General features: G+C 65.5%; 23 protein-coding genes. 14 read left to right on the forward strand and 9 right to left on the reverse strand.

Features of this window, described 5'->3' with window-relative positions; genetic code table 11:
* Window positions 1-23: 23 nt before the first annotated feature.
* The 3 genes from EV191_RS25835 to hisD (EV191_RS25845) are packed head-to-tail and all read right to left on the reverse strand — an operon-like array spanning window position 24 to window position 3,339.
* A complete protein-coding gene (locus tag EV191_RS25835; RefSeq protein ID WP_207894715.1) occupies window positions 24-809 on the reverse strand; it encodes a nitrilase-related carbon-nitrogen hydrolase in 786 nt (261 codons plus the stop codon).
* The gene (locus EV191_RS25840; protein WP_132880218.1) at window positions 806-2,008 is read right to left on the reverse strand and encodes an ester cyclase; all 1,203 of its coding nucleotides are present in this window, start codon (window positions 2,006-2,008) and stop codon (window positions 806-808) included. Before EV191_RS25840 ends, EV191_RS25835 begins: the two co-directional genes overlap by 4 nt.
* The gene (gene hisD, locus EV191_RS25845; protein ID WP_132880219.1) at window positions 2,005-3,339 is read right to left on the reverse strand and encodes a histidinol dehydrogenase; all 1,335 of its coding nucleotides are present in this window, start codon (window positions 3,337-3,339) and stop codon (window positions 2,005-2,007) included. Before hisD (EV191_RS25845) ends, EV191_RS25840 begins: the two co-directional genes overlap by 4 nt.
* A gap of 72 nt (window positions 3,340-3,411) precedes the next feature.
* Between hisD (EV191_RS25845) and EV191_RS25850 the strand changes: the two genes are divergently transcribed.
* Window positions 3,412-4,314, forward strand: a complete 903-nt coding sequence (locus tag EV191_RS25850) for a LysR family transcriptional regulator (protein ID WP_132880221.1) — start codon at window positions 3,412-3,414, stop codon at window positions 4,312-4,314.
* Here EV191_RS25850 and EV191_RS25855 read toward each other — a convergent pair.
* From EV191_RS25855 to EV191_RS25875, 5 genes are all read right to left on the reverse strand, one after another.
* Window positions 4,291-5,292: an ester cyclase gene (locus EV191_RS25855; RefSeq protein ID WP_132880222.1), complete on the reverse strand. Its 1,002-nt coding sequence runs from the start codon at window positions 5,290-5,292 to the stop codon at window positions 4,291-4,293. The genes EV191_RS25850 and EV191_RS25855 overlap by 24 nt on opposite strands.
* Window positions 5,293-5,331: 39 nt before the next feature.
* The gene (locus EV191_RS25860; RefSeq protein WP_165913102.1) at window positions 5,332-6,708 is read right to left on the reverse strand and encodes an ABC transporter substrate-binding protein; all 1,377 of its coding nucleotides are present in this window, start codon (window positions 6,706-6,708) and stop codon (window positions 5,332-5,334) included.
* Window positions 6,705-7,601 carry a carbohydrate ABC transporter permease gene (locus tag EV191_RS25865; protein WP_132880226.1) on the reverse strand — a complete coding sequence of 299 codons (897 nt, stop codon included), beginning with the start codon at window positions 7,599-7,601 and terminating at the stop codon, window positions 6,705-6,707. The genes EV191_RS25860 and EV191_RS25865 overlap by 4 nt, the downstream gene beginning before the upstream one ends.
* Window positions 7,598-8,515: a carbohydrate ABC transporter permease gene (locus EV191_RS25870; RefSeq protein ID WP_132880227.1), complete on the reverse strand. Its 918-nt coding sequence runs from the start codon at window positions 8,513-8,515 to the stop codon at window positions 7,598-7,600. Before EV191_RS25870 ends, EV191_RS25865 begins: the two co-directional genes overlap by 4 nt.
* Before the next feature lie 227 nt (window positions 8,516-8,742).
* Window positions 8,743-9,744 (reverse strand): LacI family DNA-binding transcriptional regulator, encoded by a 1,002-nt coding sequence (locus EV191_RS25875; RefSeq protein WP_132880229.1) that lies wholly within the window; start codon window positions 9,742-9,744, stop codon window positions 8,743-8,745.
* A 137-nt stretch (window positions 9,745-9,881) separates the two neighbouring features.
* Between EV191_RS25875 and EV191_RS25880 the strand changes: the two genes are divergently transcribed.
* The 8 genes from EV191_RS25880 to EV191_RS25915 all read left to right on the forward strand — a co-directional run bounded on the left by EV191_RS25880 (window position 9,882) and on the right by EV191_RS25915 (window position 17,937).
* Window positions 9,882-11,021, forward strand: a complete 1,140-nt coding sequence (locus tag EV191_RS25880; protein WP_132880231.1) for a cupin domain-containing protein — start codon at window positions 9,882-9,884, stop codon at window positions 11,019-11,021.
* Complete coding sequence (locus EV191_RS25885; protein ID WP_132880232.1) at window positions 11,018-11,719, forward strand: alpha/beta fold hydrolase; 702 nt, start codon at window positions 11,018-11,020, stop codon at window positions 11,717-11,719. Before EV191_RS25880 ends, EV191_RS25885 begins: the two co-directional genes overlap by 4 nt.
* Window positions 11,719-13,035 (forward strand): histidinol dehydrogenase, encoded by a 1,317-nt coding sequence (gene hisD / locus EV191_RS25890; protein WP_132880234.1) that lies wholly within the window; start codon window positions 11,719-11,721, stop codon window positions 13,033-13,035. Before EV191_RS25885 ends, hisD (EV191_RS25890) begins: the two co-directional genes overlap by 1 nt.
* Window positions 13,032-13,796, forward strand: coding sequence for an SDR family NAD(P)-dependent oxidoreductase (locus EV191_RS25895; RefSeq protein WP_132880235.1), 765 nt, complete (start codon window positions 13,032-13,034; stop codon window positions 13,794-13,796). Before hisD (EV191_RS25890) ends, EV191_RS25895 begins: the two co-directional genes overlap by 4 nt.
* The gene (locus EV191_RS25900; protein WP_132880237.1) at window positions 13,793-14,527 is read left to right on the forward strand and encodes an HpcH/HpaI aldolase family protein; all 735 of its coding nucleotides are present in this window, start codon (window positions 13,793-13,795) and stop codon (window positions 14,525-14,527) included. Before EV191_RS25895 ends, EV191_RS25900 begins: the two co-directional genes overlap by 4 nt.
* A gap of 135 nt (window positions 14,528-14,662) precedes the next feature.
* The gene (locus EV191_RS25905) at window positions 14,663-16,915 is read left to right on the forward strand and encodes a helicase domain-containing protein (protein ID WP_243659237.1); all 2,253 of its coding nucleotides are present in this window, start codon (window positions 14,663-14,665) and stop codon (window positions 16,913-16,915) included.
* An 18-nt stretch (window positions 16,916-16,933) separates the two neighbouring features.
* Window positions 16,934-17,491, forward strand: a complete 558-nt coding sequence (locus tag EV191_RS25910; RefSeq protein WP_132880239.1) for a dihydrofolate reductase family protein — start codon at window positions 16,934-16,936, stop codon at window positions 17,489-17,491.
* Window positions 17,492-17,601: 110 nt separating this feature from the next.
* Window positions 17,602-17,937 carry a cupin domain-containing protein gene (locus EV191_RS25915; protein WP_132880240.1) on the forward strand — a complete coding sequence of 112 codons (336 nt, stop codon included), beginning with the start codon at window positions 17,602-17,604 and terminating at the stop codon, window positions 17,935-17,937.
* A 4-nt stretch (window positions 17,938-17,941) separates the two neighbouring features.
* Here EV191_RS25915 and EV191_RS25920 read toward each other — a convergent pair whose 3' ends face one another.
* Window positions 17,942-18,733, reverse strand: a complete 792-nt coding sequence (locus tag EV191_RS25920; protein WP_132880242.1) for a 2,3-dihydro-2,3-dihydroxybenzoate dehydrogenase — start codon at window positions 18,731-18,733, stop codon at window positions 17,942-17,944.
* A 220-nt stretch (window positions 18,734-18,953) separates the two neighbouring features.
* Here EV191_RS25920 and EV191_RS25925 point away from each other — a divergent pair, with 220 nt between their 5' ends.
* The 5 genes from EV191_RS25925 to EV191_RS25945 are packed head-to-tail and all read left to right on the forward strand — an operon-like array spanning window position 18,954 to window position 23,566.
* Window positions 18,954-20,156: an isochorismate synthase gene (locus EV191_RS25925; RefSeq protein ID WP_132880243.1), complete on the forward strand. Its 1,203-nt coding sequence runs from the start codon at window positions 18,954-18,956 to the stop codon at window positions 20,154-20,156.
* A complete protein-coding gene (locus EV191_RS25930) occupies window positions 20,153-21,805 on the forward strand; it encodes a (2,3-dihydroxybenzoyl)adenylate synthase (protein WP_132880245.1) in 1,653 nt (550 codons plus the stop codon). Before EV191_RS25925 ends, EV191_RS25930 begins: the two co-directional genes overlap by 4 nt.
* Window positions 21,805-22,476, forward strand: a complete 672-nt coding sequence (locus EV191_RS25935; RefSeq protein WP_132880296.1) for an isochorismatase family protein — start codon at window positions 21,805-21,807, stop codon at window positions 22,474-22,476. Before EV191_RS25930 ends, EV191_RS25935 begins: the two co-directional genes overlap by 1 nt.
* Window positions 22,476-22,715, forward strand: a complete 240-nt coding sequence (locus EV191_RS25940) for a phosphopantetheine-binding protein (protein WP_132880247.1) — start codon at window positions 22,476-22,478, stop codon at window positions 22,713-22,715. The genes EV191_RS25935 and EV191_RS25940 overlap by 1 nt, the downstream gene beginning before the upstream one ends.
* Window positions 22,712-23,566 carry a siderophore-interacting protein gene (locus EV191_RS25945; RefSeq protein WP_132880248.1) on the forward strand — a complete coding sequence of 285 codons (855 nt, stop codon included), beginning with the start codon at window positions 22,712-22,714 and terminating at the stop codon, window positions 23,564-23,566. The genes EV191_RS25940 and EV191_RS25945 overlap by 4 nt, the downstream gene beginning before the upstream one ends.
* Window positions 23,567-23,579 lie beyond the last annotated feature (13 nt).

Here is a 23,579-nt window from a genome sequence, read left to right on the forward strand (position 1 = left end):
TGCGATCTCGTGGCCGCGGCAAACTAGTACAGCTCCGGCCGGCGGTCCGCAAGCACATCGTTGTGGTCCGAAATGGACTTGTTGCGTGCCCGGCCCGGTTCGAGGTCGGCGACTGCGGCCGGCCCGCTCCCGACAATCCAGCCGGATTCGTCGATGATCGTGGTTCCTGCCGTCCAGCGCTGTCCACGTTCGGTCCCATCGCGGTCACAGACCGCAAGGAGTACCCGGTTCGTTCGTGCCGCGGCCATGGCCATGATCACCTCGGGCGGGCGCTCGCCGTCCGGTCGCGGCAGGAGCGGCCAGTTCACCGGTACCGCGATGAGTTCGGCACCGCGCAGCGCCAATGAGCGCGGCATCTCCGGGAATTCGAGGTCGTAGCAGACCAGCACGCCAACCGGGCCGACCCTGGTGCGCACCACCGGAGGCGGCGTATCGCCCGGCGTGAACACCAGCCGCTCCCGGTCCCACAGGTGCGTTTTGCGGTAGATCGCGTGCACCCCTTCGCCGTCCAACACAGCCGCACTGTTGTAGAGCGCGCCGTCGCCGCCGAGCTCGCAGAACCCGGCGACGACGGTGAGTTTGCCCGCTGCCCGCACCCAATCAGCGAGCAGCGGGCCATCAGTGGGTGTGGCGAGTGCGCGTGCCTCGGCCTCGTCGGCGAACATGTAGCCCGACGAGGCCAGTTCCGGCAGCACGAGAAGGTCAACCTCGTCCGCGCGGGCCGTACCGATCGCGTCCAGCGTGCGTGCGCGGTTGCCAACCGGATCCCCAACCCGAGGAGCCAACTGGGCACACGCGACTCTGGTCACGGCGTCGTCGGCTCGTCCCGGAGCAGCTGCGCGAGTATGTCGAACTCGTTGAACAGCGACCATTCCTCCACGATCCGGCCGTGCGCGAAGTACAACTGGGACATACCCCAGATATGCACCCGCCTGCCGGTCGGCTCGCCGTAGAGGCCGTAGCCACGATGGGTGCCGGCGCCGGTCCATCGCACCGAGACGCTGAACCCGTCAGCTTCATTGCCCATCCAGTACACCTCGTCCACCCGGACCCCGAGATCAGGGAAGGTGGCGAGCAGATTCCGGGCCATGCCACGCACATCCGAACGGCCATAGCCGCGCCGGTTGGTGGTGCCATGCCAATGCACCGTTGGCGCGTAGCTCCGGTCGATCGCACTGAGATCGCGCCGGTTGTAGACATCGTGGAAAAGCCGGCGTACCTCGTACTCGACGTCGAAACCCTGCGTGGTCTGTGCGGGGTAGGGCAGTGGTTTGCGGCCACCCTCGATCCGCTCGACCTCCGAGAACGGCCGTTCGGAAAGGGTGGGAAAGCCGATCGCGTTACCGGCCGCGCGGGCCGCCGTGGCCACGTCGATGCCGAGCTGCTGGAGTTTGGCAGCGGTGTTGTAGAGCACCCACTCCTCGTAGATCTCGTTGTCCCGAACCACACAATTTGCCATAACCCAGGTTTCCAGCTTGCGACCGGTCGGCCCGCCCCAGCGCCACGGACCGGTGTGGTGCCCGATGTTGATCGCCCGATGCGAGGTGACGAAACCTTCCTCGTCGGTGCCAGCCCAGATCACGTCGTCGGCGTAGTGCCGGCAGTCGGGGAACGCGTTGATGCTCTGCATGGTGCCGTGCACCAGCTGCTCTACTCCGAAGTGGACACCGCTGTCGTCGTAGAGCCGGCAGCCGGGGCTGTAGGTGTCGTAGATGTAGCCGACATCCTGGTCTTCCCAGATCCGGTGGGTGATCCGGACGATGTAGTCGACGATATCGGTGTAGGTGTCCTCGAATCCGCGCAGCGACTGCCGGCGCTCGCCAGGCGTGATGTTCGGCGCGTCCACGCCATAGCCGGGACGCAACGAGATGCGGTAGTCGCGCGGCATGGTCCGCCTGCCCGGCGCCATCGTGCCCGGCGGTGTGGACGGCCGGGTATCAGCCGTGTTCTTCGCCGGTGCTGCCGTGTTGGCCTCGCTGGTTGACTCTGTCTTGTCCGCCTTGGTCATTGATTCCCCTCCTGGGTAGCACCGTAACTCGCCAGCCGCAGGGTCGCGGTCGCGCGGTGTGCCGCCATACCTTCATATTCCGAGATCGCGTCTACCGCCTCGGCCAGCAGCGGAGTGGCCGCTTGGGTCACCCGCTGGTAGGTGAGCGGTTTGAGGAACCGGGAGACCGAAAGGCCGGCGCTGTGCTTTGCGCCGCCCGCGGTGGGCAACACGTGGTTGGTGCCGGCCATCCCCTTGTCCGAATAGGCCACCGTGCTCCACGTGCCGAGGAAGATCGAACCGTAGTTGCGCAGTGCCTCGTGGTAGTAGCCGTCATCGGCGGTGTGAATTTCCAGGTGTTCGGGCGCCAGTTCATCCATCAGCTCGACGGCGGTCGCGGCATCCTTGGCCCAGGTCACCGAACCGTAGTCGCGCCAGGCGGGTCCGGCGATCTCCTTCGTGGCGAGTGTGGCCAGCTGCCGGTCGATCTCGGCGATGACCTCCTCACCGAGCCGTTGCGAGGTGGTCACCAGCGCGGCAGGTGAGTCGGTGCCATGCTCGGCCTGGCCGAGCAGATCAGCGGCGACCAGTACCGGATCGGCCGTCTCGTCCGCGAGTACCGCGACCTCCGAGGGACCGGCGAGCAGATCTATAGCCACCCGGCCGAACAGCTGCCGCTTGGCCTCGGCGACATAGGCGTTGCCCGCGCCGACAAGCATATCCACCGGACGCTCGTCGAGTAAGCCGAAAGCCATCGCGGCCAGCGCCTGTACCCCGCCGAGCGCGTAGGCGCGGTCGGCACCGGAAAGATAAGCCGAATACAGCACGGCGGGATGCGCGCGCCCGTCCTTGCCAGGTGGGGTACAGGCGAGTACCGAAGGTACGCCAGCGGCCTTGGCCACCCCGACCGTCATGAATGCGCTTGCCAGCAACGGAAAGCGGCCCGCGGGAAGGTAAGCGCCGACCCGGCCGACCGGTACGTAGCGGTGTCCGGTGATCAAGCCGTCGGCCAGTTCCGTTTCGAAGTCGACGAGGTGCGAGCGTTGCGCGAGCGCGAATGCCTTGGTCCGTTCCGCGCCCAACTCCAGGCCGACGCGAACATCCTTGGGTAGCTCATCGCCGGAGCGGGACAGCTCGGCGGCGCTGATCTCCACCGTGTCGCCCCGCCAGCCGTCGAGTTCGTGGGCGTAGCGGAGCACCGCGTCCATACCGCCGCGTTCGATCTCACTGAGCATTTCGGACACACGGTCGGCGACGGCGGGATCGCGCTGGGCTGGAGGCCGGTCGGCGGCGGCCTTGAGCAGGCGGTATGAGCCGTCCAAGGCCGCGAGTACGGAAGGGCTGAATCTCATGAACCCGACGCTATGTCCGATCCTGACACAGGACAAGGCCAGCAAATCTTGCATATTAGATAGGGTTTCCCTATGACTCTGAAGCAGCTGCGCGCCTTCTTGGAGGCAGTGCGCACTGGATCGTTTACCGCCGCGGCGACCAGGATGGGCATCACACAGGCATCCGTATCGGAGCTGATTCGCAAACTGGAGGACGAGCACGGCACCCCGGTGTTCTCCCGAGGCAGTCGCCGACTGGTACTGACGGCCGCCGGTTCGGCGCTGCTGCCGTTCGCCGAACGCGCGGTTGCCGCCGCCGACGGTGCCCACCAGGCGCTGCGCTCGGTCCGGTCGCTGCGCGGCGGGGTAGCCACCTTTGGGCTACTCCGCAACGCGGCGTACTACCTGCTTTCGGATCTGGCTGAGCATTTTCACGACAGCTATCCCGAAGTGCGGATCCGGTTGATCGGACTCAACTCGGTCGAGGTCGCCGCCGAGGTTGCTGCCGGCACGGTGGAAGCGGGACTGGTGGTGTTGCCGATCGACGACGCGGGGCTGCGGGTAACGCCATTACTTCGGGATGAGGTCTGCTACGCAAGCACGGTGCCAGAGCGGGTCGCTGAACCGGTGACGATCGCTGGCCTGGCCAACTCGCGGTTGATCCTCTACGACGCGCATTACGGCTGGACCGATCCGACCCGTCGCCAGCTCGCCGAACGGGCCCAGCTCGCCGGGGTCAAGCTGGAACCGTGGATCGAGGTGGAGCATGTCGAGTCGGCGTTGAGCCTGGTTGACCGGGGTATCGGTGACACCATCGTCTCGCACGCCGTGGCGCAGAGCGGTTCCTGCCCGCCTTCAGTGCGTACGGTTCCCTTCGCCGAACCGCTCTACGACACGATCGCGTTGGTACAGCGCGAATCCGAGGTGTTATCCCCGGCGAGCCGGGAACTGTCCAGGTTGGCCCAGCGCATGCTACTCGCTAGGAGCAGTACCTAACGGTTCGTCTCCGCGCTGTTTACTGACCTGCGCCAAAATGGACAGTTCGTCGTAGACCCGCCACTCGCGCACGATCCGGCCGTCGCGGAAAAGGAACTGCGAGGAGCCCAGTATCCGTACCGGAGAACCGGTACTCGGGCCGTACGTCGGCGCCCCGCTGTAGGTACCGGTGAGCCACCAGACAACACCGACCCGCACGCCGCCATGCGCGGGTGAGTCATGCGCGACGATATCCCGCACCTCGAACTGGGCGTCCGGCATCGGGGAGAGCAGGTCGAGTAGCCCAAGCTGGTAGCCATCCGGACGGGTAACCGTTCGTTCCCGCGAGATATGGCAGGTGACGTCCCTTGCGACGAACTCGGTTACCTGATGCAGCAGCCGCTGATTCCACACGGTGTCCACCAGGCCAAGCACCTGCTCGCATTCGGCCCGGTGCAGATCGGGCCGTGCACCGGAATCACCTGAGGAAAGCACGTCCGACACCGGCGGATGCGGCGCATCCCAGTCGGAGAACGCCAGCTCCCTGGCAACGGCGAACGGATCAAGCCCGAGCTGTTCCACTATCGCATACTCGTCGCGCACCACCCATTCTTCCACCATCACGCCCCGCCGGTAGAGGCAGTTCGCGATAGCACGCGAGGTGAAAGAGCGATGGGTCGGCGGTCCGTAACCCGACATCCCGGTATGCGTCCCGGTGCTGTATATCCGATGGGAGCTGAGGAAAGCATCCGTACCCCGCGCTTCCCACACCACATCCTCGGCCTGGCCGATCCTGCCGGGGTAGGCGGCGATCTTCATCAGCGTCCCGCGGATCACCGGTTCGACGCCGTGGCTCGTGCCGTAGGCACCATGCACGATCGCGTCCGGCGCGTAGTTCTCCCGGATCAGACCGATGCCCCTGCTGACCCAGATCCGGTCGGTCCATTCGACGATGAACTCCTCCGGATCGCGGTACGGCGCGTAGGCTATCTCGTCCACTGTGACTTCACCCTTTCCCTTCTCTTGCCCAGCGCCTGACTAGCGCTGGGTCAAGGTACGGATCTGCGCGGCGGCCTCGTGCAACTTCGGCCGGATGTCCGCGCCGTGCGCCATCTGGTTGATCGCGACCTCGAGTACGTCCTGGATCTGCGGCCAGTCGATCGTCATGGGTACCGTTCGGCCGTTGCGCAGTGCCGACTCCTGTAGCTTTGGCAGGTCGTGGTTGGCCGCGTTCACTTCGGGATCGAGCATGTTCTTCCGGTGCACCACCACGCTCGTCGCGGTGTCCCCTTCGGACTTGTCCAGCGCCACGTCCCGTTCGGTGTCCGGATGGGTGAGCCACTTCAGGTACTCCCACGCCGCACCCTGGTTGTCCGAAGTGTTCAGGATGCCCATCAGCCAGGTATAGCCGTAGGTCACCGTGGGTTTGCCTGGCCAACCGGGCAACGAGGCGACGCCGATGTCCTCGGCCACTTTGGGCTGCACCTTGGCCGGGTCGGAGAAATCGTCCATCTGCCAAGCCCAGGTGAGTACCGAGTTGGTATGGCCCTGTTCGAAGGATTGCGTCGAATCGGTTTCCGTCCAGTTCGTCGAGGCCGCCGGGCTGTGCCCATCGCGAAGCAGCGCCAGGTACTGCTCGGTTGCCGCGATGCCTTCGGGCGAGGTGAAGGCGGGCTGACCATCGTCGTCGAGCACGTCCGCACCGTTGCTCCACAGCATGGACATCCAGGTGTAAAGGTTCTGCCCACCGTTTCGGCCGTACTGTCCGGCGAAAGCGTCCCTACCGCCAGCGCCGTCCAGTTTGTCCAGTTGTGCGGAGAACTCGTCCCAGGTCTTCGCCGGCTCGATGCCAAGCCGTTCGTACTCGCTCTCCCGGTAGAAGAGGTTGTACGAGAATCCCCGGAACGGGATGCCGTACACGGTTTCGGGGTCGCCCGCGCGGGCAGCCTGCTGGAACGGCGGCGAGAACTCCTCGAGTGACCGATCGGCTCGCCGCATCACCTCGTTCAGCGGTTGCAGGCCGATCTTGGCTGATGCCCCGTAGGCGTCCGGCCACACCACGAGGTCGTAGGTGCCACCGCCGATGGCCGTTTCCGCGACGATCTTCTGTAGATACGACTCGTAAGGGATATTGGCCCATTCCACGGTGATCCCGGTCTTCGCGGTGAACTCCCGATCGGTCTTGCGCTGTAACGCGGCGAACTGGGCGGTGGTTCTACAGCAGCTGAGCAGCCGGATATGGGTACCGTCGTACGGCTTCTCGGTTAGCAGACCGAGCTCATCGGTGGGGCCGGTGGCTACCTCTTCGAGCAGGTCCTGTTCACTTGGCGCGGAAGCACAGCCGCCGATCAGTAGCGCGAGCACGGCGCTCAACGCGGCCGCGAGCTTTCCGATGGTTCCCGAGGTTCGCCTCATTTCACCGCTCCCATCGTCATTCCCTCCGCGAAGTGCTTGCGTACCAGCAGGGCGAGGATCAACATCGGCGCCATGACAAGCAGGCCCGCGGCTGCCATCTGTCCCCATGCGACACCCTCCGGCATGACCAGGGTCATCAGCGCGACCGGCAGCGTTTCCGCCTCGGTACGGGCGAGGAAGGTGGGGAACAGGAACTCGTTCCAGGACAGCAGGAACGAGAAGACGGCGGCCACAAAGATTCCCGGCGCGGCAAGTGGCGTGATCACCCGCCAGAGCAGGTTCACCTGGGTGCAGCCGTCCAACCGCGCCGCTTCCTCGATCTCCAACGGCAGTCCGTCCACGAAGCCCTTGAGTAGCCAGGTGATGTACGGGACGACGAGCGAGAGGTTGACCACGACCAGCGCGAGATGTGTATCGATCAGCCCGAGACTGCGGAACAGGGTCAGGAACGGTAGCGCGATGGCGACACCGGGGATGAACTGGGTGGCCACGATGGCGAGCAACATGCCACGGTGTCCAGGGAAGCGGTACCGGGAGAAGGCATATGCCGCGAGCAGCGCGAGCGGGATCGACACGATGGTCGTGGCGACCGCGATCAGCACGCTGTTCACCAGCGCGCCCGTGAGGTCGCTGGCTCCGCCGAAGATCGCCAGGAAGTTGTCCAAAGTGGGCGTGAACAGGACAGCGGTACTGAACGCATCGCGTGCCGGTTTGAACGCGGTGAGTGCCATCCAGAAGATCGGGAACAGCACGAAGAAGAGAATCGCGAGCGTGGCCAGCACGCGCAGGAACGCGCGGCCGATCGCCCAGCCGCCACGCCGACGCCGTTGGCGTCGAACCGGTGCCGCGATCGCCGCTGGGTGTTTCGCGAGTTTCGTAGCCGTGTCGGTCATTTCGCCTCCTGCCTGGCCATCGCGATCAGATAAAGGGCGGCGAGTACGCCAAGGACGAGCACGATCACCCAGGACACCGCGGACGCGTAGCCGATATCCAGGAAAGTGAAGCCCTGCGAGTAGGCGAAGAAGTTCAGGCTCTCGGTTGCCCTGCCGGGCCCGCCCCCGGTAGTGGTGACGACCTGGTCGAAGATCTTGACCGAGAACACCGCCTTGAGGAAAACCACGATCAGCAACAGCGGGCGCAGTAACGGGAAAGTGACGCGCCAGAACTGCTGCCACGCATTCGCTCCGTCGATTCGTGCCGCCTCCCGAACTTCCGGTGAGATCGAGTTCAGCCCACCGAGCAGCATCAGCGCGATCAACGGAGCCCAGCCCCACACCTCGGTCAGCGCGAGCACCATCAACGCCCAGAACGGGTCACCGAGCCAGTTGATGTTGTCGGCGAACGGGAGCACGGAGTCCAGCATCTTGTCGTAGACACCGGTGTCCGGATTGAGCATGAATCGCCAGGAGAAGCCCTTGAGCGCCGGAGCTACCGCGAACGGCAGGATCAGTAGTGCCTTGGTCAGTGCGCTGAGCCGCGTGCGGTTGTTCAGGATCAGCGCGATGCACAGGCCGAGCCCGACGGAAAGCACGACGGAGATAACCGTGAAGTTCAGTGTTACCAGCGCGCTGTTGAAGAAGGTGTCATCCGTGAACACCCGCTGGTACTGGGCGAGGCCGACGAACTCGCCGGCCTCGCGAGTTTCGTTCAGCCGCCAGTGCCGGAAACTCGTGATGAGCGCGGAAACGAGCGGATAGACGGTAGTCAGCACGACCGCGAGGAGCGCGGGGGCCAGGTGCAGGTACGGGACGGAGTGCTTGCGCAGCGGGGAACGTGAGCGTGGCCGCTGGACGGTGGTTGCCGCCATCGGGGGGTCGACCTCCTCTGCCGGATGAACGGCGGAGCACGGGAATTCCGGGCAGTGTATGCGTATTCACAACTTTGAAGCAATGGTGGATTCGGCTGGTTGTGATAGTTGTGTTCCGCCCGGAAAAGGAGTTGTCCACCTGCGGTTATGCTGCGAAAGCAGCCCGTGACGGTCGCTGGGAAGCGGGCGACGGGATGATGTATTGCGTATGTATCAGCTTGGTTGCATTAGCCGTCGAGCGGTGTCGCGTGGGTCTGCCGCTCGATGAATCGGGGCGAGAGCACGATGCGTCGCGGCTCGCCGGTGTACGTCCCGGAGACCCGTTCCACCACCAGCCTGGCCGCGGTACGCGCCATTTCGTGCAGATCATGGCGGACGGTGCTCAGCTCGAAGCTCGTCCACGCGGCCATCGGGATATCGTCGAAGCCGATGACCGTGAGCTCGGCTGGTACCTGGACGCCAAGTCGTCGCGCGGCGTCCAGTACGCCAATGGCGACCACGTCATTGCCGCAGAACAGTGCGGTTGGCGCGGGGTCGGCGGCAAGTAGCTCGGGTAGTGCGGTCCTACCGGTCTCGAACTCGAACGGGCCGTGCTTGGTGTGCGCCGGCCGCAGCGCGATACCCGCGTCCGCGAGCGCCTGGCGGAACCCGAGTTCGCGATCCCTGCCGGTGCTGGTGTTGTCCGGGCCGAAGATTCCGCCGATATGCCGGTGTCCGCTGGCCACGAGCTGGTTGGCCACCTGCTCGCCGCCGAGCCGGTTGTCCACCACGACGGCATCGGCCGGTGTGGTGCCCTCCCGGTTCAGGTAGACGAACGGCAGCTCGCGGCGCTGCAGCTCGGCGGGCAGCGCCGAATCGAGGGTGGAGGTGGCCAGCACCAGGCCGTCGATGGAGTGATCGGTCAGTCGTTCGGCGGCACCCATGGCCTCGGAGCGCTCGGTGAACAGCATCATCCGGTAGCCGTGTGCTTCGAGTTCGTCGTGCAACGGGCCGACCAGATGCGGGTAGAACGGGTTCGTCAGATCGCTGACCAGTACGCCGATTCGATGGCTGCTGCGCGTGGACAGGCTGCGACCGGCCTCGCTCGGTACGTAGTTGAGCGCCTCGGCCGCCTGTCGAACCCTGCGCACGGTCTCGTCGGATACCCGGGGGTCGCCACGGAGCGCACGGGAAACCGTCGGCTGTGAAACGCCGGCGAGCCGTGCCACGTCGCGGCTGGTTATCCCCACGGTTCCTCCCAGTAGTTGCGCCGGATGAAGCATACGTCCTCGTACCGAAGTTGGATTCAGATGCCCAGGCAGGGGTTGACAAGCCTCGGTGCCACGGCGATAACGTGCATACGTATGAACAAGGAGGGATCCAGCTAATGAGTGATCGCGTGACGGTGACCGAGGCCGAGGCGGCCAGGCGCACCATCCGCCGCACCGACTTCGTCTCCTGCAACCAGGCGTTCATCGACTGCCGTACGCCAGGGTCGGATCGCAAGGAGAACTACGCGATGGTCGGCCCCGGTGTCACCCAGAGCGCCGATCAGGTGGTGAACCTGCGCGAACCGCATGGCTACAACATCGGCGCCGCCGCGATGCCGAACGGGATCACCAACAACCTGCACCTGCATTACACCGCGGAGGTGTTCTACTGCTTCCGAGGCGAGTTCCTGCTGCGTTGGGGCGCGGACGGCAAGGAAGGCGAACTCGTGCTACGCGAGGGCGATATCGCCTCGATGCCGACCTGGATCTTCCGTGGGTTCACCAATATCGGCCCTGACGACGGTTGGTTGTTCACCACGCTGGGGCACGACGACACCGGTGGCATCATCTGGGGCCCGTCTGTGCTGCGCGAGGCGGAGGGACATGGCCTGTTCCTCACCGCCGAAGGGCAGCTCATCGACACGGTAGCCGGTGACGAGCCGCCGGCCGACGTCGAACTGGTCCGGCCGATCAGTGATGCGCAGATCGCCGGACTGCGCTCGTACAGTGTGGCGCAGATGCGTCGGCGAATCGCCGCCACCAGCGATCTCGAATACTCGGCGACCCCGTTTCTGGACAGCACTCTCCCCGGCGGCGGTGCACAGCTGGCGCTGGTGATCGGGTACGGCATGACCGAGGACATGCATCAGGAACCGAGGGTGTTCAACCCGCACGGGCATAACGTCGCGTGGCTGCGTGCCGAACCGGAGCAAGGCATGTTGCCGCACCGGCACGCCGAGACCCAGGTGTTACTCGTGAAGGACGGAACCTGGGAGGTCACGCTCAACCTGCATGACGAGGTGACAGTCCAACTTGGACCGTGGGACATGCTCTCGGTGCCGCGCGGAGCCTGGCGCTCGCTGCGAAACGTTGGTCCGGAAACGGCGACGATGCTGGTGATCAACGGTGGTGATGGCCGGGTGCGACTGGAATGGGATGACGAGGTCGTGAAGGCTGCCGCGGACGCGGGCGTCGCGACCGACCACAACGGCTATATCGCGCCGTACGCGCTTGTCCCGCGAACGCTCGATCGATGACCGCGCCCGCGCTCGTACTGGCGCCAGGAATGCTCTGCGACGCCAACCTATGGGACGATCTGCGCGGCTCGCTCGACTCGCGCATGGTGGACGTTGAGCTGACCGCCTCGAGTATCGGCGGGATGGCGCGACAGATACTTGCGGCCACCACGGAACCTTTCGTGCTCGCCGGCTTGAGTCTCGGCGCGATCGTCGGTTTCGAGGTGCTGCGGTTGGCGCCGGAGCGCGTTCTCGGCTTCTGCGCGATGTCCACCAACGCGGGTGCTCCGCGAGCGCAGCAGCTCGACCAGTGGACGGCGCTCGATCGACAGGTGGCGGAGGGCGGTTTCGCCGATGCGATCGAATCCATCCTGCCGACCATGTACGCCGTACCCGAACCCTCGGCGGGACACGCGGACCGGTTTCGTGCCATGGCACGGCGAGTCGGTCCGGACGTGTTCCGTGCTCAGTTAGCCGCGCAGGCTACCAGGGACGACGCGTTGCCGAGCCTGCGTTCGGTCCGGGCACCGACGCTGGTGCTCAGCGGCGGCGCCGATGTGTTGTGTCCGAAGGATTTCCATACCGCGATCGCCTCCGCGATCCCCGGCGCGGAGTTGCGCACCCTGCCGGGCGCTGGCCACCTGCTGCCCATCGAGCGACCGGCAGAGGTGGCCGCGCTACTTGGTGACTGGCTACACCGACACGTGAGGAGTCTTTGATGCCGGAGTACTTGAAGCGACCCAGCTCCATCCAGCAGGGACAGGTCGACCACGCCGAGGTGCGCGAACGGGTAACCGAGATCATTGCCGAGGTACGCGAGCGAGGCGATGCGGCGGTACGGGAATACTCGACGAAGTTCGACTCGTGGTCGCCCGATTCGTTCCGGCTTTCGGCCGAGGAGGTGCGCCGGATCGTCGCCGACGTGCCGGAGCAAGTGCTTACGGATATTCGCTTCGTGCAGGACCAGGTGCGCGGATTCGCCGAACACCAGCGCGCTTCGATGCGCGATATCGAGGTGGAAACCCTTCCCGGTGTGCGGCTGGGGCAACGGCATATTCCGGTTTCGGCGGTGGGCGCCTATGTGCCAGGTGGTAGATACCCGCTTACCGCGTCCGCGCATATGACGATCGTGACGGCGAAAGTCGCTGGAGTGTCCAGGGTTGTCGCGTGTACCCCGCCGATCCGTGGCGAGGTGCCTTCGGCGACCATCGCCGCGATGCACCTGGCTGGCGCCGACGAGATCTACCTGCTTGGCGGTGTACAGGCGATGGCCGCGCTGGCTGTTGGTACCGAGACGATGTCCAGTGTGGATATGATCGCCGGCCCGGGGAACGCCTATGTGGCGGAGGCCAAGCGTCAACTCTTCGGTGAGGTGGGGATCGACCTGTTCGCCGGTCCTACCGAGATCCTGATCGTCGCTGACCATACGGCGGATCCGTTCGTAGTGGCGGTGGACCTGCTTTCGCAGGCCGAACACGGGCCCGACTCGCCGGCCGTGCTTGTCGCCACTTCGGCCGAGCTTGGTCGTGCGGTGCACGAGCATGTGGAGCGGTTGCTTCCCGGTATGCCGACCAATGATTTCGCCGGCCCGGCATGGCGCGACTACGGCGAGATCGTCGTGGTGGACTCGCTTGCCGAGGCGTTCACCGTGGCCGACGATTATGCCAGCGAGCACGTGCAGATCCTCACCGAGAATCCCCGGCAGGCGCTGGACAAGATGACCCAATACGGCGCGCTGTTCCTCGGCGAGGGGACCTGCGTGTCCTATGGCGACAAGGTAATCGGCACCAATCACGTGTTGCCGACAAAGGGTGCTGCCAGGTATACGGGCGGGCTCTGGGTTGGCAAGTACCTGAAGACGGTGACCTATCAGGAAGTGACCGATCAGGAGGCGAGCGCGCGACTCGGCGAGATCTGCGGGCGCGCGTCCAGGGTCGAGCTGTTCGAGGGGCACGCTCGCTCGGGGGACGTGCGGGCGGCCAAGTACGGTGCCGCCGAACTGGACTGGGCGCCAGAAACGGGCGCGCGCGGATGAGCGCGGTACTCGCCGGCCGTACGGCATTGGTCACCGGTGGCGGAAACGGTTTGGGCCGGGCCATGTGTGCCGCACTTGCCGAGGCGGGGGTACGGGTTCTCGCCGCAGGGCGCACCCAGTCCACGGTGGACGAAACCGTGCGCGGTCTCGCCAAGCCTGGTCGCGCGGTCGTGGTGGATGTGGCCGATCCGGGATCGGTGACCGCGATGGCCGAGCAGCTGGCCGACGAAGAAGTGTCCATCGTCGTCAACAACGCTGGTGTTCCTGGCCCGGTCAAGGAACTCACCGAGATCGAACCCGCGGAGTGGGACGAGGTCTTCGCGGTGAATGTACGTGGTGCTTATCTGGTGTGCCGGGCGATGTTGCCCGGCATGCTCGAGCGGGGCACCGGCGACATCGTCAATCTGGCCTCGGTGAGCGGGAAACGCCCATTGGCGCGGCGCACACCGTACTGCGCGGCGAAGATGGCCGTACTCGGACTGACCACGACGCTCGCCGCCGAGGTGGGACCACGTGGCGTGAACGTCAATTCGCTTTCGCCTGGCCCCGTTGCCGGGCCGCGGATGGAGCGCAATTTTCGGTTGGAAGCCGAGCGTACCGGCACCAGTTATGCCGAGGCGGAGGCAGCGTTCGTATCCAGGGCCGCGCTTGGCCGGATGGTCACCGAGCACGAGGTGGCCAGCGCCTTACTCGGCATGCTGTCGATGCCTGGGCTGTGCGCGGCGGATATCGATCTGTCCGCGGGGATGGTCGCCAGATGAGTATCAAGCAGCGGCTGCGGGCAGGGGAGCGGTTGCGCGGTGGGCTGCTGCGTATCCCCGCGGATTTCCTGGTCGAGCTGGCCGGCGTGGCCGGGTTGGATTTCGTACTCATCGATTGCGAGCACGGCCCGGCCGACCTGATCACCGTGCAGCAGCACATCGTGGCGGCCCAGGCGCATGGCCTTGGCGTGCTGGTGCGGGTAGGCAGGGCTGAACCGGACTTCGTGTTGCGGGTGCTGGATATCGGCGCCGAAGGCATCGTTGTGCCGCATGTCGATACACCAGAGGACGCGCGGCGTGCGGTGCGCGCGGCGCATTATCCACCGCGCGGGGACCGAGGGTTTGCCACCTACTCCCGTGCGGGTTCGTTCGGTGCGGTCAGTATCGCGGCGCACCTGGCTAACGCGGCCGACACCACGCTGGTGGTTCCGATGCTGGAGACCGCGGGGGCCTGCGCGGCCGCGGCCGATATTGCTGCGGTGGACGGGGTGGACGCGCTGCTCGTCGGGCCGGCCGATCTGTCGGTATCGATGGGTTACTCGGAGGGACCAGCGGAACCGGCGGTCCAAGCGATGCTGGACAAGGTGGTGGCAGCCGCGGAAGTGGCTGGCCGGCCGATGTTTCACATCGTAGGTACGGCCGAGCAAGCGCGCAGCCTCCCGGCAGGTGCGGTGGTCTTCAACCTTGCGCACGTGTTGCTCGGGACTTTCCGGAGCCTTGCCGATTCCTGAGTCAACAGGGCCTATGCCCGGGCATTGCTGAATCTATCGCCGCAAGGAATACCGCAGCGGATAAATGTGTATTATCACTAAAAGATACGAGGTGAATCAACCTACTACTTTAATTCTAGCAGAAGGGGTCCGAATTTGTCAAACAACAAATTCGATATCGAGTTGGCTGCCGAACAAACACATCTCGATTCCCTCTATGCGCGACTTGACGAGGAGTGCCAAGCCGCGCGAGCCAGGCTCGACGTGGCGTTGCGGGACAGTTCCGCGAGCAGCCCGCAGGAACGGTGGCAGCGCCAGGTTTCCGTCGACCAGCAGACGGATCGAGTGCGCGCCCTGCGCGCCGCGGAAAACGGGCTCTGCTTCGGGCGACTCGACGACATCAGCGCAAACACCAGCTACATCGGCCGAATTGGCCTGTTCGACGAAACGGCCGGCTTCGCTCCACTGCTGGTGGACTGGCGAGCACCGGCAGCCCGGCCATTTTACTGCTCGACGGTAGCCAACCCGGATGGCATCCGGCGGCGCCGCCATTTCCGCAGTAATGGCCGAACGATCACGAATATTTACGATGACGTACTCAGCGCGGACGATTCGGCTGAGCAGGATGGCGACAGCGCGTTGCTCGCCGTGCTGAACGCCCCTCGGGTCGGCAAGATGCGGGATATCGTCGCGACGATCCAGGCTGAGCAGGATGAGATTATCCGGCTGGCGCGTGGTGGAGCGGTGGTTATCGAAGGTGGCCCCGGCACCGGCAAAACCGCGGTGGCCTTGCACCGCGTCGCGTATCTCCTCTATACCCATCGCGATCAGCTGGCCAGGCGAGGTGTGCTGCTGGTTGGCCCGAATCCGGATTTTCTCAACTATATCGGCGATGTACTCCCTTCCCTTGGCGAGACCAGTGCCGTGTTCGCGACTCCTGGCGACCTGCATCCTGGCCTGCACGCGGTCGACGAGGATGATTCCGTTACCAGCAGCCTCAAGGGCGGGCTTGGCATGCTCGACGTGCTCGCCGCGGCCGTCGCCGACCGGCAGGAGCTACCAGATGGCCGGTGGCCGATCGAGTTGGACGATGTGGTGGTGACGGTGGATGCCAAGGTTGCCCGCGCGGCCAGGCAGCGCGCCCGAGACACTGGCCTGCTACACAATCATGCCCGCGCGGTCTTCTGGGAATGGCTGATCGAGGAGCTGGTCGGGCGCGCGGTGCGCCAGATCGGCAAAGGCTGGCTCACCGGCAGGGATACCGCGCTTGCCGCCGAGTTGGCCGCCGATGTGCGACGCGAACTCAGTCACCATCCCGAAGTGCGCAGGGTGGTCGATCGGCTGTGGCCGCAGCTGACCCCGGAACGGCTGCTCGCCGAGTTGTTCACCTCACCGGCCAGGATCGCGGCTGCCACTCCTGGAATGTCCGATGCGGACAGGGCGGCGCTGTACCGCGCGGACGGTTATGCGTGGACCGTGGCCGACGCGGCGTTGCTCGACGAGGCCGTCGAGCTGCTCGGTGTCGATGACCGCGCCGAGCGATCGCGGGCCGAGCGGGAACGTCAGGAACACATTGAATACACCGAGGGTGTGTTGCAGGTTCTGGAGACCGATGACGAACTCGACGGGGAACAGCTACGCGCGACCGACCTGATCGATGCCGAGGCGCTGGCCGAACGGCATCAGCAGCGGGACCACCGGGACATCGCGCAGCGTGCGGTGGAGAATCGAGAATGGACCTACGGGCATATCGTGGTCGATGAGGCCCAGGAGCTGTCCGAGATGGCCTGGCGAGTCCTGATGCGACGCTGCCCGAGCAAGTCGATGACCATCGTGGGTGATCTGGCGCAGCGAGCCTCCGCTGCTGGCGCGCGCACCTGGTCGGCGATGCTGGATACCTATCTTGCCGATCGCTGGGAGTACCGACAGCTCACCGTCAACTATCGAACCCCAGCAGAGATCATGGAAGTCGCGGCGCCGTTGCTCGCGGAGATCGCGCCGGGACTCGTGGCGCCGGAATCCGCGCGGTCAACTGGAAACCGGCCCCGCAGCCGGCTGGTGTCGGCGGATGAGCTCGACGCCATCGCGGCTGAGGAGATCGCGGCGGCCTCGGCGGACGGAACGTCCGTGGTGATCGCGGCGGATGGGGTGTCGCTCGATATCGCGGCCAGGGTGCTCAGTCCGCGCGCCACCAAAGGACTCGAGTTCGACGAAGTCGTACTGGTCGAACCGCAGCGCATCCTCAGTCAGTCGACCGACGGCGCGGCCGACCTCTACGTCGCACTGACCAGGGCGACCCAACGCCTCACCGTGCTGCACACCGAACCGCTTCCACCGGTGCTCGGTTCCTTGGCCGCCGAGTCGGAGGTTATCGACACGCGGTCGGGCAAGGTCGGCGTATCGTCGTAGCGAAGGCGAGGAGGGGCCATGCGCAAGCTCGTAGTCACCGAGAACTGCACCGTGGATGGGGTTATCGAGATGACCGGCGGGTGGTTTGATCCGCTGAGCACGAAGGTCGACCAGTCGGACATCGTCGCGGCAACGGCCGAACATCGAGCGGCTGCCGACGCGTTGCTGGTTGGCCGGCAGACCTTCGAGGACTTCCGGGGGTTCTGGCCACAGCAGACCGACGACCCGACCGGCGTTTCCACGTATCTGAACTCGGTGCGGAAATACGTTGTGTCCAGCACGCTTGCCGAACCTGACTGGCAGAACTCGACCGTGCTCAGCGGTCCACTCGTCGACGAGGTGCGGTCCCTCAAGGCTGAGCAGGGTAAGGACATCGTGGCCACCGGCAGCATCCGGCTGGTGCGTGCGCTGATCGCCGCCGATCTGGTGGACGAGTACCGCCTTTTCGTCTACCCGGTCGTCGTTGGCGGCGGCACACGGCTGTTCGGGTCGGCCGGGATCGGGCTGACCCTGCTCGAGGCACGGCCCTTCGTGTCCGGGGCCGTGCTGCTCCGCTACGCGCCGGAGCACCGCTAGCTGGTGTCCGCTTTGTCGCTGCGGTATCTGACCAGTCGCGATATCGTTTTACTGTAGCTGGAGCGGGAACTCGGCAGCCGTAGTCCGCGACGTGGTTGGGAGCCGGGCACATGACAGTACGCGGCGATGTTGTGGTGGTAAGCACCCTTGCCGGTGAACTACTTGCCGAAGCACGAGAGAATCCAGCCGGACGGGCGGCTAGGACGGTGGTCTCCGGTACCTCGCAGCGGGCGACGGTGATCGCCCTCATCGCCGGTGCCGAACTGAGTGAGCATCAGGCCCCGGCCGCGGCCACTATCCAGGTCATCGCGGGTCAGGTCTGGCTGTACACGGCTGCCAGGGAGTGGCGGCTCACCGAAGGTGATCTTGTGGCGGTGCCTCCGGAGCGACACGGAGTGCGTGCCGAGGACGACGCCGCGGTGCTACTCACCGTTGCCCTCCGCTGACTGTTCAGGCACGGAGGGTGGCGCCACCGTCCACGTACAGCGCCTGCATGGTGATATGCCGAGCCTGCGCAGAGGCCAGGAAGACCACCGCGTCGGCGATATCCGCCGGCTCGGCGATCCGGCCAAGTGGAATACCCACCCGGAACTGTTCAAGTGAGCCGGCGATGACCTTCTCGCCATCGTTCTCGTCTGTCCATAGTTGACGTTGCATCGGGGTATTGGTCGATCCGGGGGATACCACGTTGCACCGAATGCCGTACTCGGCGACCTCGAGGCCAAGGCAGCGCGTCAGCATCGTCGCGGCAGCCTTCGAGGCGGCATACGCGCCCATCCCTGCCCTCGGTACGCCGGCCGCGTTCGAGCTCACCGTAACCAGCGATCCCCTGCGGCGCGGGGTCATCCGGCGCGCCAGCTCGCGTAATACCGTGAATGTCCCGGTCGCGTTCACCGCGAAGGTCTGCGCCCAATCCTCGTCAGTGGTCGAACAGACGCTCCCGGCATGCAGTACGCCGGCCACCGAAACGCCAATGTCAATCGGCCCAAGGGAATCCTCCACTTCGGCGATGAGGCGGGCGACTGCGGCCGGCTCGCGCACATCGGTGACGAACGGGGTAACCTGCTCACCCTCGTCTGCGGCGATCCGGGTCACACCAGTGGAATCGATATCCACCGCGGCCACGATTGCGCCCTCATCGGCAAGTCGCTTGACGACGGCCGCGCCGATACCGCTCGCCGCTCCGGTTACCAGCGCAAGCTTGCCAGCGATACCAGTGCCGCCAGGCGATGTTGTGCTCACTCGACCGAACCTTTCCCGTACTCGGAACCGTTGTGACTCGGCTCGCAAAGCGAATATTGGGGACTTTTACCACCACTTGCCATTAGGTTAGTCTAACCATGGTTAGGTAAGGCTAAGTTAGTACTAACCTTGGTCGAGTGGGAGATCTGGGGTTGTTCGATGTGGTCCGCGGCAGGGGGTGTGGGCCACATCGAACCCGGTAGCGGAAAGGATTCTCGAATTGACCTCACCTGCGCTGGTCCGACCGCGGCCCGTGCATCATCCGGCCGATCTGTTGGCCGCCTATCTGCCCGGCTCGTTCTACTACTCCTCGCCCCGCGGGTCGTTACTCGCCGACGGGATACTCACAACCGTGCAGGCAGCGCACGGGCACCGTGCGGCTGCGGTTGCGGAAACCCTTGATTCCGTTGCCACGGCGGGTATCGAGCGGCCGCTCGTAGTTGGCGCCATCGGTTTCCGGCCGGACGCGCAAACCAGCCTGGTTGTGCCGGCGGTGGTCCGGCGCGCGGGAAAACCCGACGCCGCGGCGGATGCCACCAGATCGGTGTTCGGTCTTGCCCGCTGGTCGGTTACCCCGCGGCCCGAGCCGGCCGCCTACGCCGCGCAGGTGCGCAAGGCACTCGCCCGGATCGATGCGGGTGGGCTGGACAAGGTCGTTCTCGCGCGCTGCCTTGAACTCAGCGCCGATGACAAGATCGCCGTACCGGACCTGCTTGCTCGCCTTGTCCGCGCAGATCCGGCAGCGCATGCCTTCGCCGTCGATGTGACCGCACCCGGCGATCCGGCGATCCGCACCCTGCTCGGCGCCAGCCCGGAACTGCTCGTGTCCCGGCGCGGTAGGCAGGTCGTGGCGAACCCGCTCGCTGGTTCCTTACCAAGGGCGGCCGATGACGCGGAAAACCAGCGAAGGATCGCGGCGCTGCTTGGTTCGGACAAGGATCGACGGGAACACGCCCATGTTGTGCACCAGGTCGCCGAGGTGCTTGGCCAGTTCTGCGCGGATGTTCAGGTTCCTGCGGAACCGGCGGTAGTTGGCACACCAACGATGTGGCATCTGTCCAGCCGAGTCGTCGGCGAGATCGCCGATCCGCACGATCCCGGATCCTCCGCGTTGGCAATGGCCGAAGCGCTACATCCCACTCCGGCGGTGTGCGGGGTGCCCACGGTAACGGCAAGGGACGCGATCGCGGAACTGGAGCCGGAAGACCGAGGCTACTACTCGGGGCTGGTCGGTTGGACCAATGTGGATGGTGATGGCGAATGGGTGGTGACGATCCGCAGCGCGGAGGTATGCGAGCGAGAGGTACGCATGTTCGCCGGCGCAGGGATCGTCGCTGGCTCTGACCCGGAGGCCGAACTGGCCGAGACGAGCGCGAAGTTCCGCACCTTGCTGCGGGCGCTGGGACTCGAGGAGCTGACGTGACCGCCGCCGCACAACCGGACGTGGACCACGTCCCGTGGCCGCCGGAGCTGGCCGCGCATTACCGGGCCGCGGGCTACTGGCGTGGCCAGACCTTTGGCGCGTTGCTCACTTCGGTTGCCGACGCGTATGCGGGTCGTACCGCGGTGGTCGGCGAATGGGAAGGCGAGACGCACCGCTGGAGCTACGCTGAGCTCGACGAGCGAGCACACCGGATCGCGGCCGGGCTGCGCGCGCTCGGTATCGGCAAGGGCGACCGGATCGTGCTGCAACTTCCGAATATTCCCGAGTTCATGTCGATCGTGTTCGGTATCTGGCGCGCTGGCGGATGGCCGGTCTTCGCATTGCCCGCCCACCGCGCGGCCGAGTTGCGTCACTTCGCTACGCAGAGCGAAGCCGTAGCCATCCTGACCGTGCAGCGACATGGCGGCCACGACTATGCAGGGACAGCACGGGAAGTGGCGGCCGAGGTTCCATCGTTGCGCCACGTGCTCGCCGTCGGCACCGCGGAGTTCGCCGAGCTCGCCGCGACGCAACCGGTCGAGTTGCCCGATCCCGATCCGTCCGAAGTGGCGTTCCTGCAGCTTTCCGGCGGCACCACCGGGTTGCCCAAACTGATCCCGCGAACCCATGACGACTACCTGTACAGCGTTCGGGAAAGCGCCCGGATCTGTGCGCTCCGCCCGGAAAGCGTGTACCTCGCCGCGTTGCCGGTCGCGCACAACTATCCGCTCAGCTCGCCTGGTGTGCTCGGCGCGTTGCATGCCGGTGCGACGAACGTGCTCTGCCCGCGGCCAGACGCGGACACCGCATTCCGGTTGATCGAGTCCGAGCGGGTGACGATCACCGGCGTGGTACCGCCGCTCGCGGCTGCCTGGGTGCAGGCGGCTGGCCGGACCGAACGGGATCTGTCCAGTCTGGCAGTGATGCTGGTGGGCGGCGCGAAGTGTGGCCGCGAACTGGCCGCACGCATTGGTCCCGCGCTTGGCTGTCAGCTACAGCAGGTGTTCGGGATGGCCGAGGGGCTGGTCTGCTACACCCGGCTGGATGATCCCGAGGACACGGTCCTTGGTACGCAAGGGCGGCCAATCTCGCGTGACGACGAGATCCGGATCGTGAACCCGGACAACCCCGCGGCCGATTCCACGGACCTAGTGGCCCCTGGTGAGGTTGGCGCGCTACTGACTCGCGGCCCTTACACCATTCGTGGCTATTACCACGCGGGCGAGCACAACGCGACCGCGTTCACATCGGACGGTTTCTATCGAAGCGGTGACCTGGTCCGCCGGCACCCATCGGGCCACCTGGAAGTTGTTGGCAGGGCTAAAGAGCAGATCAACCGGGGCGGGGAGAAAGTCGCGGCCGAGGAGATCGAGAACCATCTGATCGCGCACCCCGGCGTGCTGGATGCCGCCGTCGTCGCGGTTGCCGACGAGTACCTGGGCGAGCGCACTTGTGCCTATGTGGTGCCGAACGCCGGAAAGCAGCCGACCGACGTCGAGCTGCGCCGGTTCGTCCGGGAACGCGGTGTCGCTTCATACAAGGTGCCCGACCTGGTGCAGGTCGTCTCGGAGTTCCCGGTGACCGGAGTCGGCAAAACCAGTAAGCGCGAACTGCGAGCGGCGCTGACCGCGCTCGCGAAGGACAGGTGATCGCCGTGGCACTACCAAAGATCGACCCGTACCAGCTGCCGACCGTGGCGGAACTCCCGTCGGGCAGGGTGGACTGGCGGCCGGAACCGGCACGGGCTGCCCTGCTCGTCCACGATATGCAGCGGTACTTCCTGAAGCCGTTCGCCGGTTCGCCAATGCACGAGCTGACCGCCAACATCGCCAGGTTGCTAGCCATCGCAAGGGCGCAGCGGATTCCGATCTTCTACACCGCGCAGCCCAGCCGTCCGGAACCAGCCGATCGCGGGCTGCAAAGCGAGTTCTGGGGCGATGGGATCGGTGGTGTGATCGATACCGAACCGAAGGCGGCTGATGTGCTCGAGGTGCTTGCGCCCGAACCAGGTGACGAGGTTCTGGTGAAATGGCGCTACAGCGCGTTTTCCCGTAGCCCGCTCGCCGAGCAGCTTGCCGCGCGCGGCAGGGACCAGTTACTGATCAGTGGGGTTTACGCGCATATCGGCTGCCAGGCAACCGCCGTCGACGCGTTCATGCGGGATGTTCGCCCGTTCCTGGTTGCCGATGCGGTGGGCGATTTCTCCAGACAGCGACACGATCAGGCATGCGAGTACGTGGCGCAGCGCTGCGGCGCGGTGATCAATACCGATGCCGCGGTGACCGCGCTGGCCGAGACCGTCCCGATTGGAGGAAACTGATGAGTGCCATATCCGAGCTGACCGCCGAACGGGTGCGGGCAGATGTCGCCGAGCTGCTTGGTTGCTCGCCGGAAGAAGTCGAGCCGGACGAGAACCTGTTTGATCGAGGGCTGGATTCCGTCCGGATGATGACGCTGGTGGAACGCTGGCGCTCAGCCGGGGCGTCCCAGCTCGAGTTCCCCGATCTGGCCGAGCAGCCCGAGCTGCGGCACTGGACGAGCATTCTGGAGCGCAAGTGAGTCGCATCGAGAACCGGGGCCGGCACCTGGAACAGATCGCCGAAGTTCGGCAAGGGTCCACCTCGGCCAAGGTCGGCTACCCCATCCGGATCAGGGAAGTCGAGGTGTTGCGCAGCTATCCGCTCGGTGCCGGGTTGATCAGGGTAATCCTCGGCGGACCGGGAACCGACGGCTTCGAGGCACATTCGCCCGACGAACACGTCAAGCTAATCTTTCCGGAACCGGACGGCGAGCTTCGGCTGCCGGAACCCAACGGGCTGATGCTCAGCTGGCCCCGGCCATCGCCGACGACGCGGGAATACACCGTGCGCGGTTACGACCCGGTGACCGGTGAGCTTGCCATCGATATCGCGCTGCACGGCACTGGGCTCGGGGCGAACTGGGCCCGAACCGTGGAACCCGGTGCGACGGTGCATGTCGCAGGGCCACCCGGTGGACTGATCGTGCCGCACAACTACGATCGCTACCTGCTCGCCGGTGACCTGACCGCGCTGCCCGCGATCGACCGCTGGCTGGAGGAACTGCCGCGTACCGCGGCTGGCTGGGCGTTTATCGAGGTCGCCGATGCCAGTGAGGAGATCGAGCTTTCCGCGCCGGAAGACATGGCAGTGCATTGGCTACACCGTGGCGCGAGTCCGCCTGGAACAGGGGACATGCTGGAGCGCGCGGTGCGTACGGTGTCCATTCCGGATGGTGAGCGGTGCTTCGTATGGCTCGCTGGTGAAGCAGGTCAACTCAAACCGCTCCGCCGCTGGGTTCGGGACGAGCTGAAGCTGGCCAAAACGGACTACGACATTACCGGCTACTGGAAACGCGGGGTCGCCGACTACGACGACGACCACGAGCACTGACCTCGCACCGGAC

The organism is Tamaricihabitans halophyticus, assembly GCF_004340875.1.
In the GTDB taxonomy this organism is placed as follows: Bacteria; Actinomycetota; Actinomycetes; order Mycobacteriales; family Pseudonocardiaceae; genus Tamaricihabitans; species Tamaricihabitans halophyticus.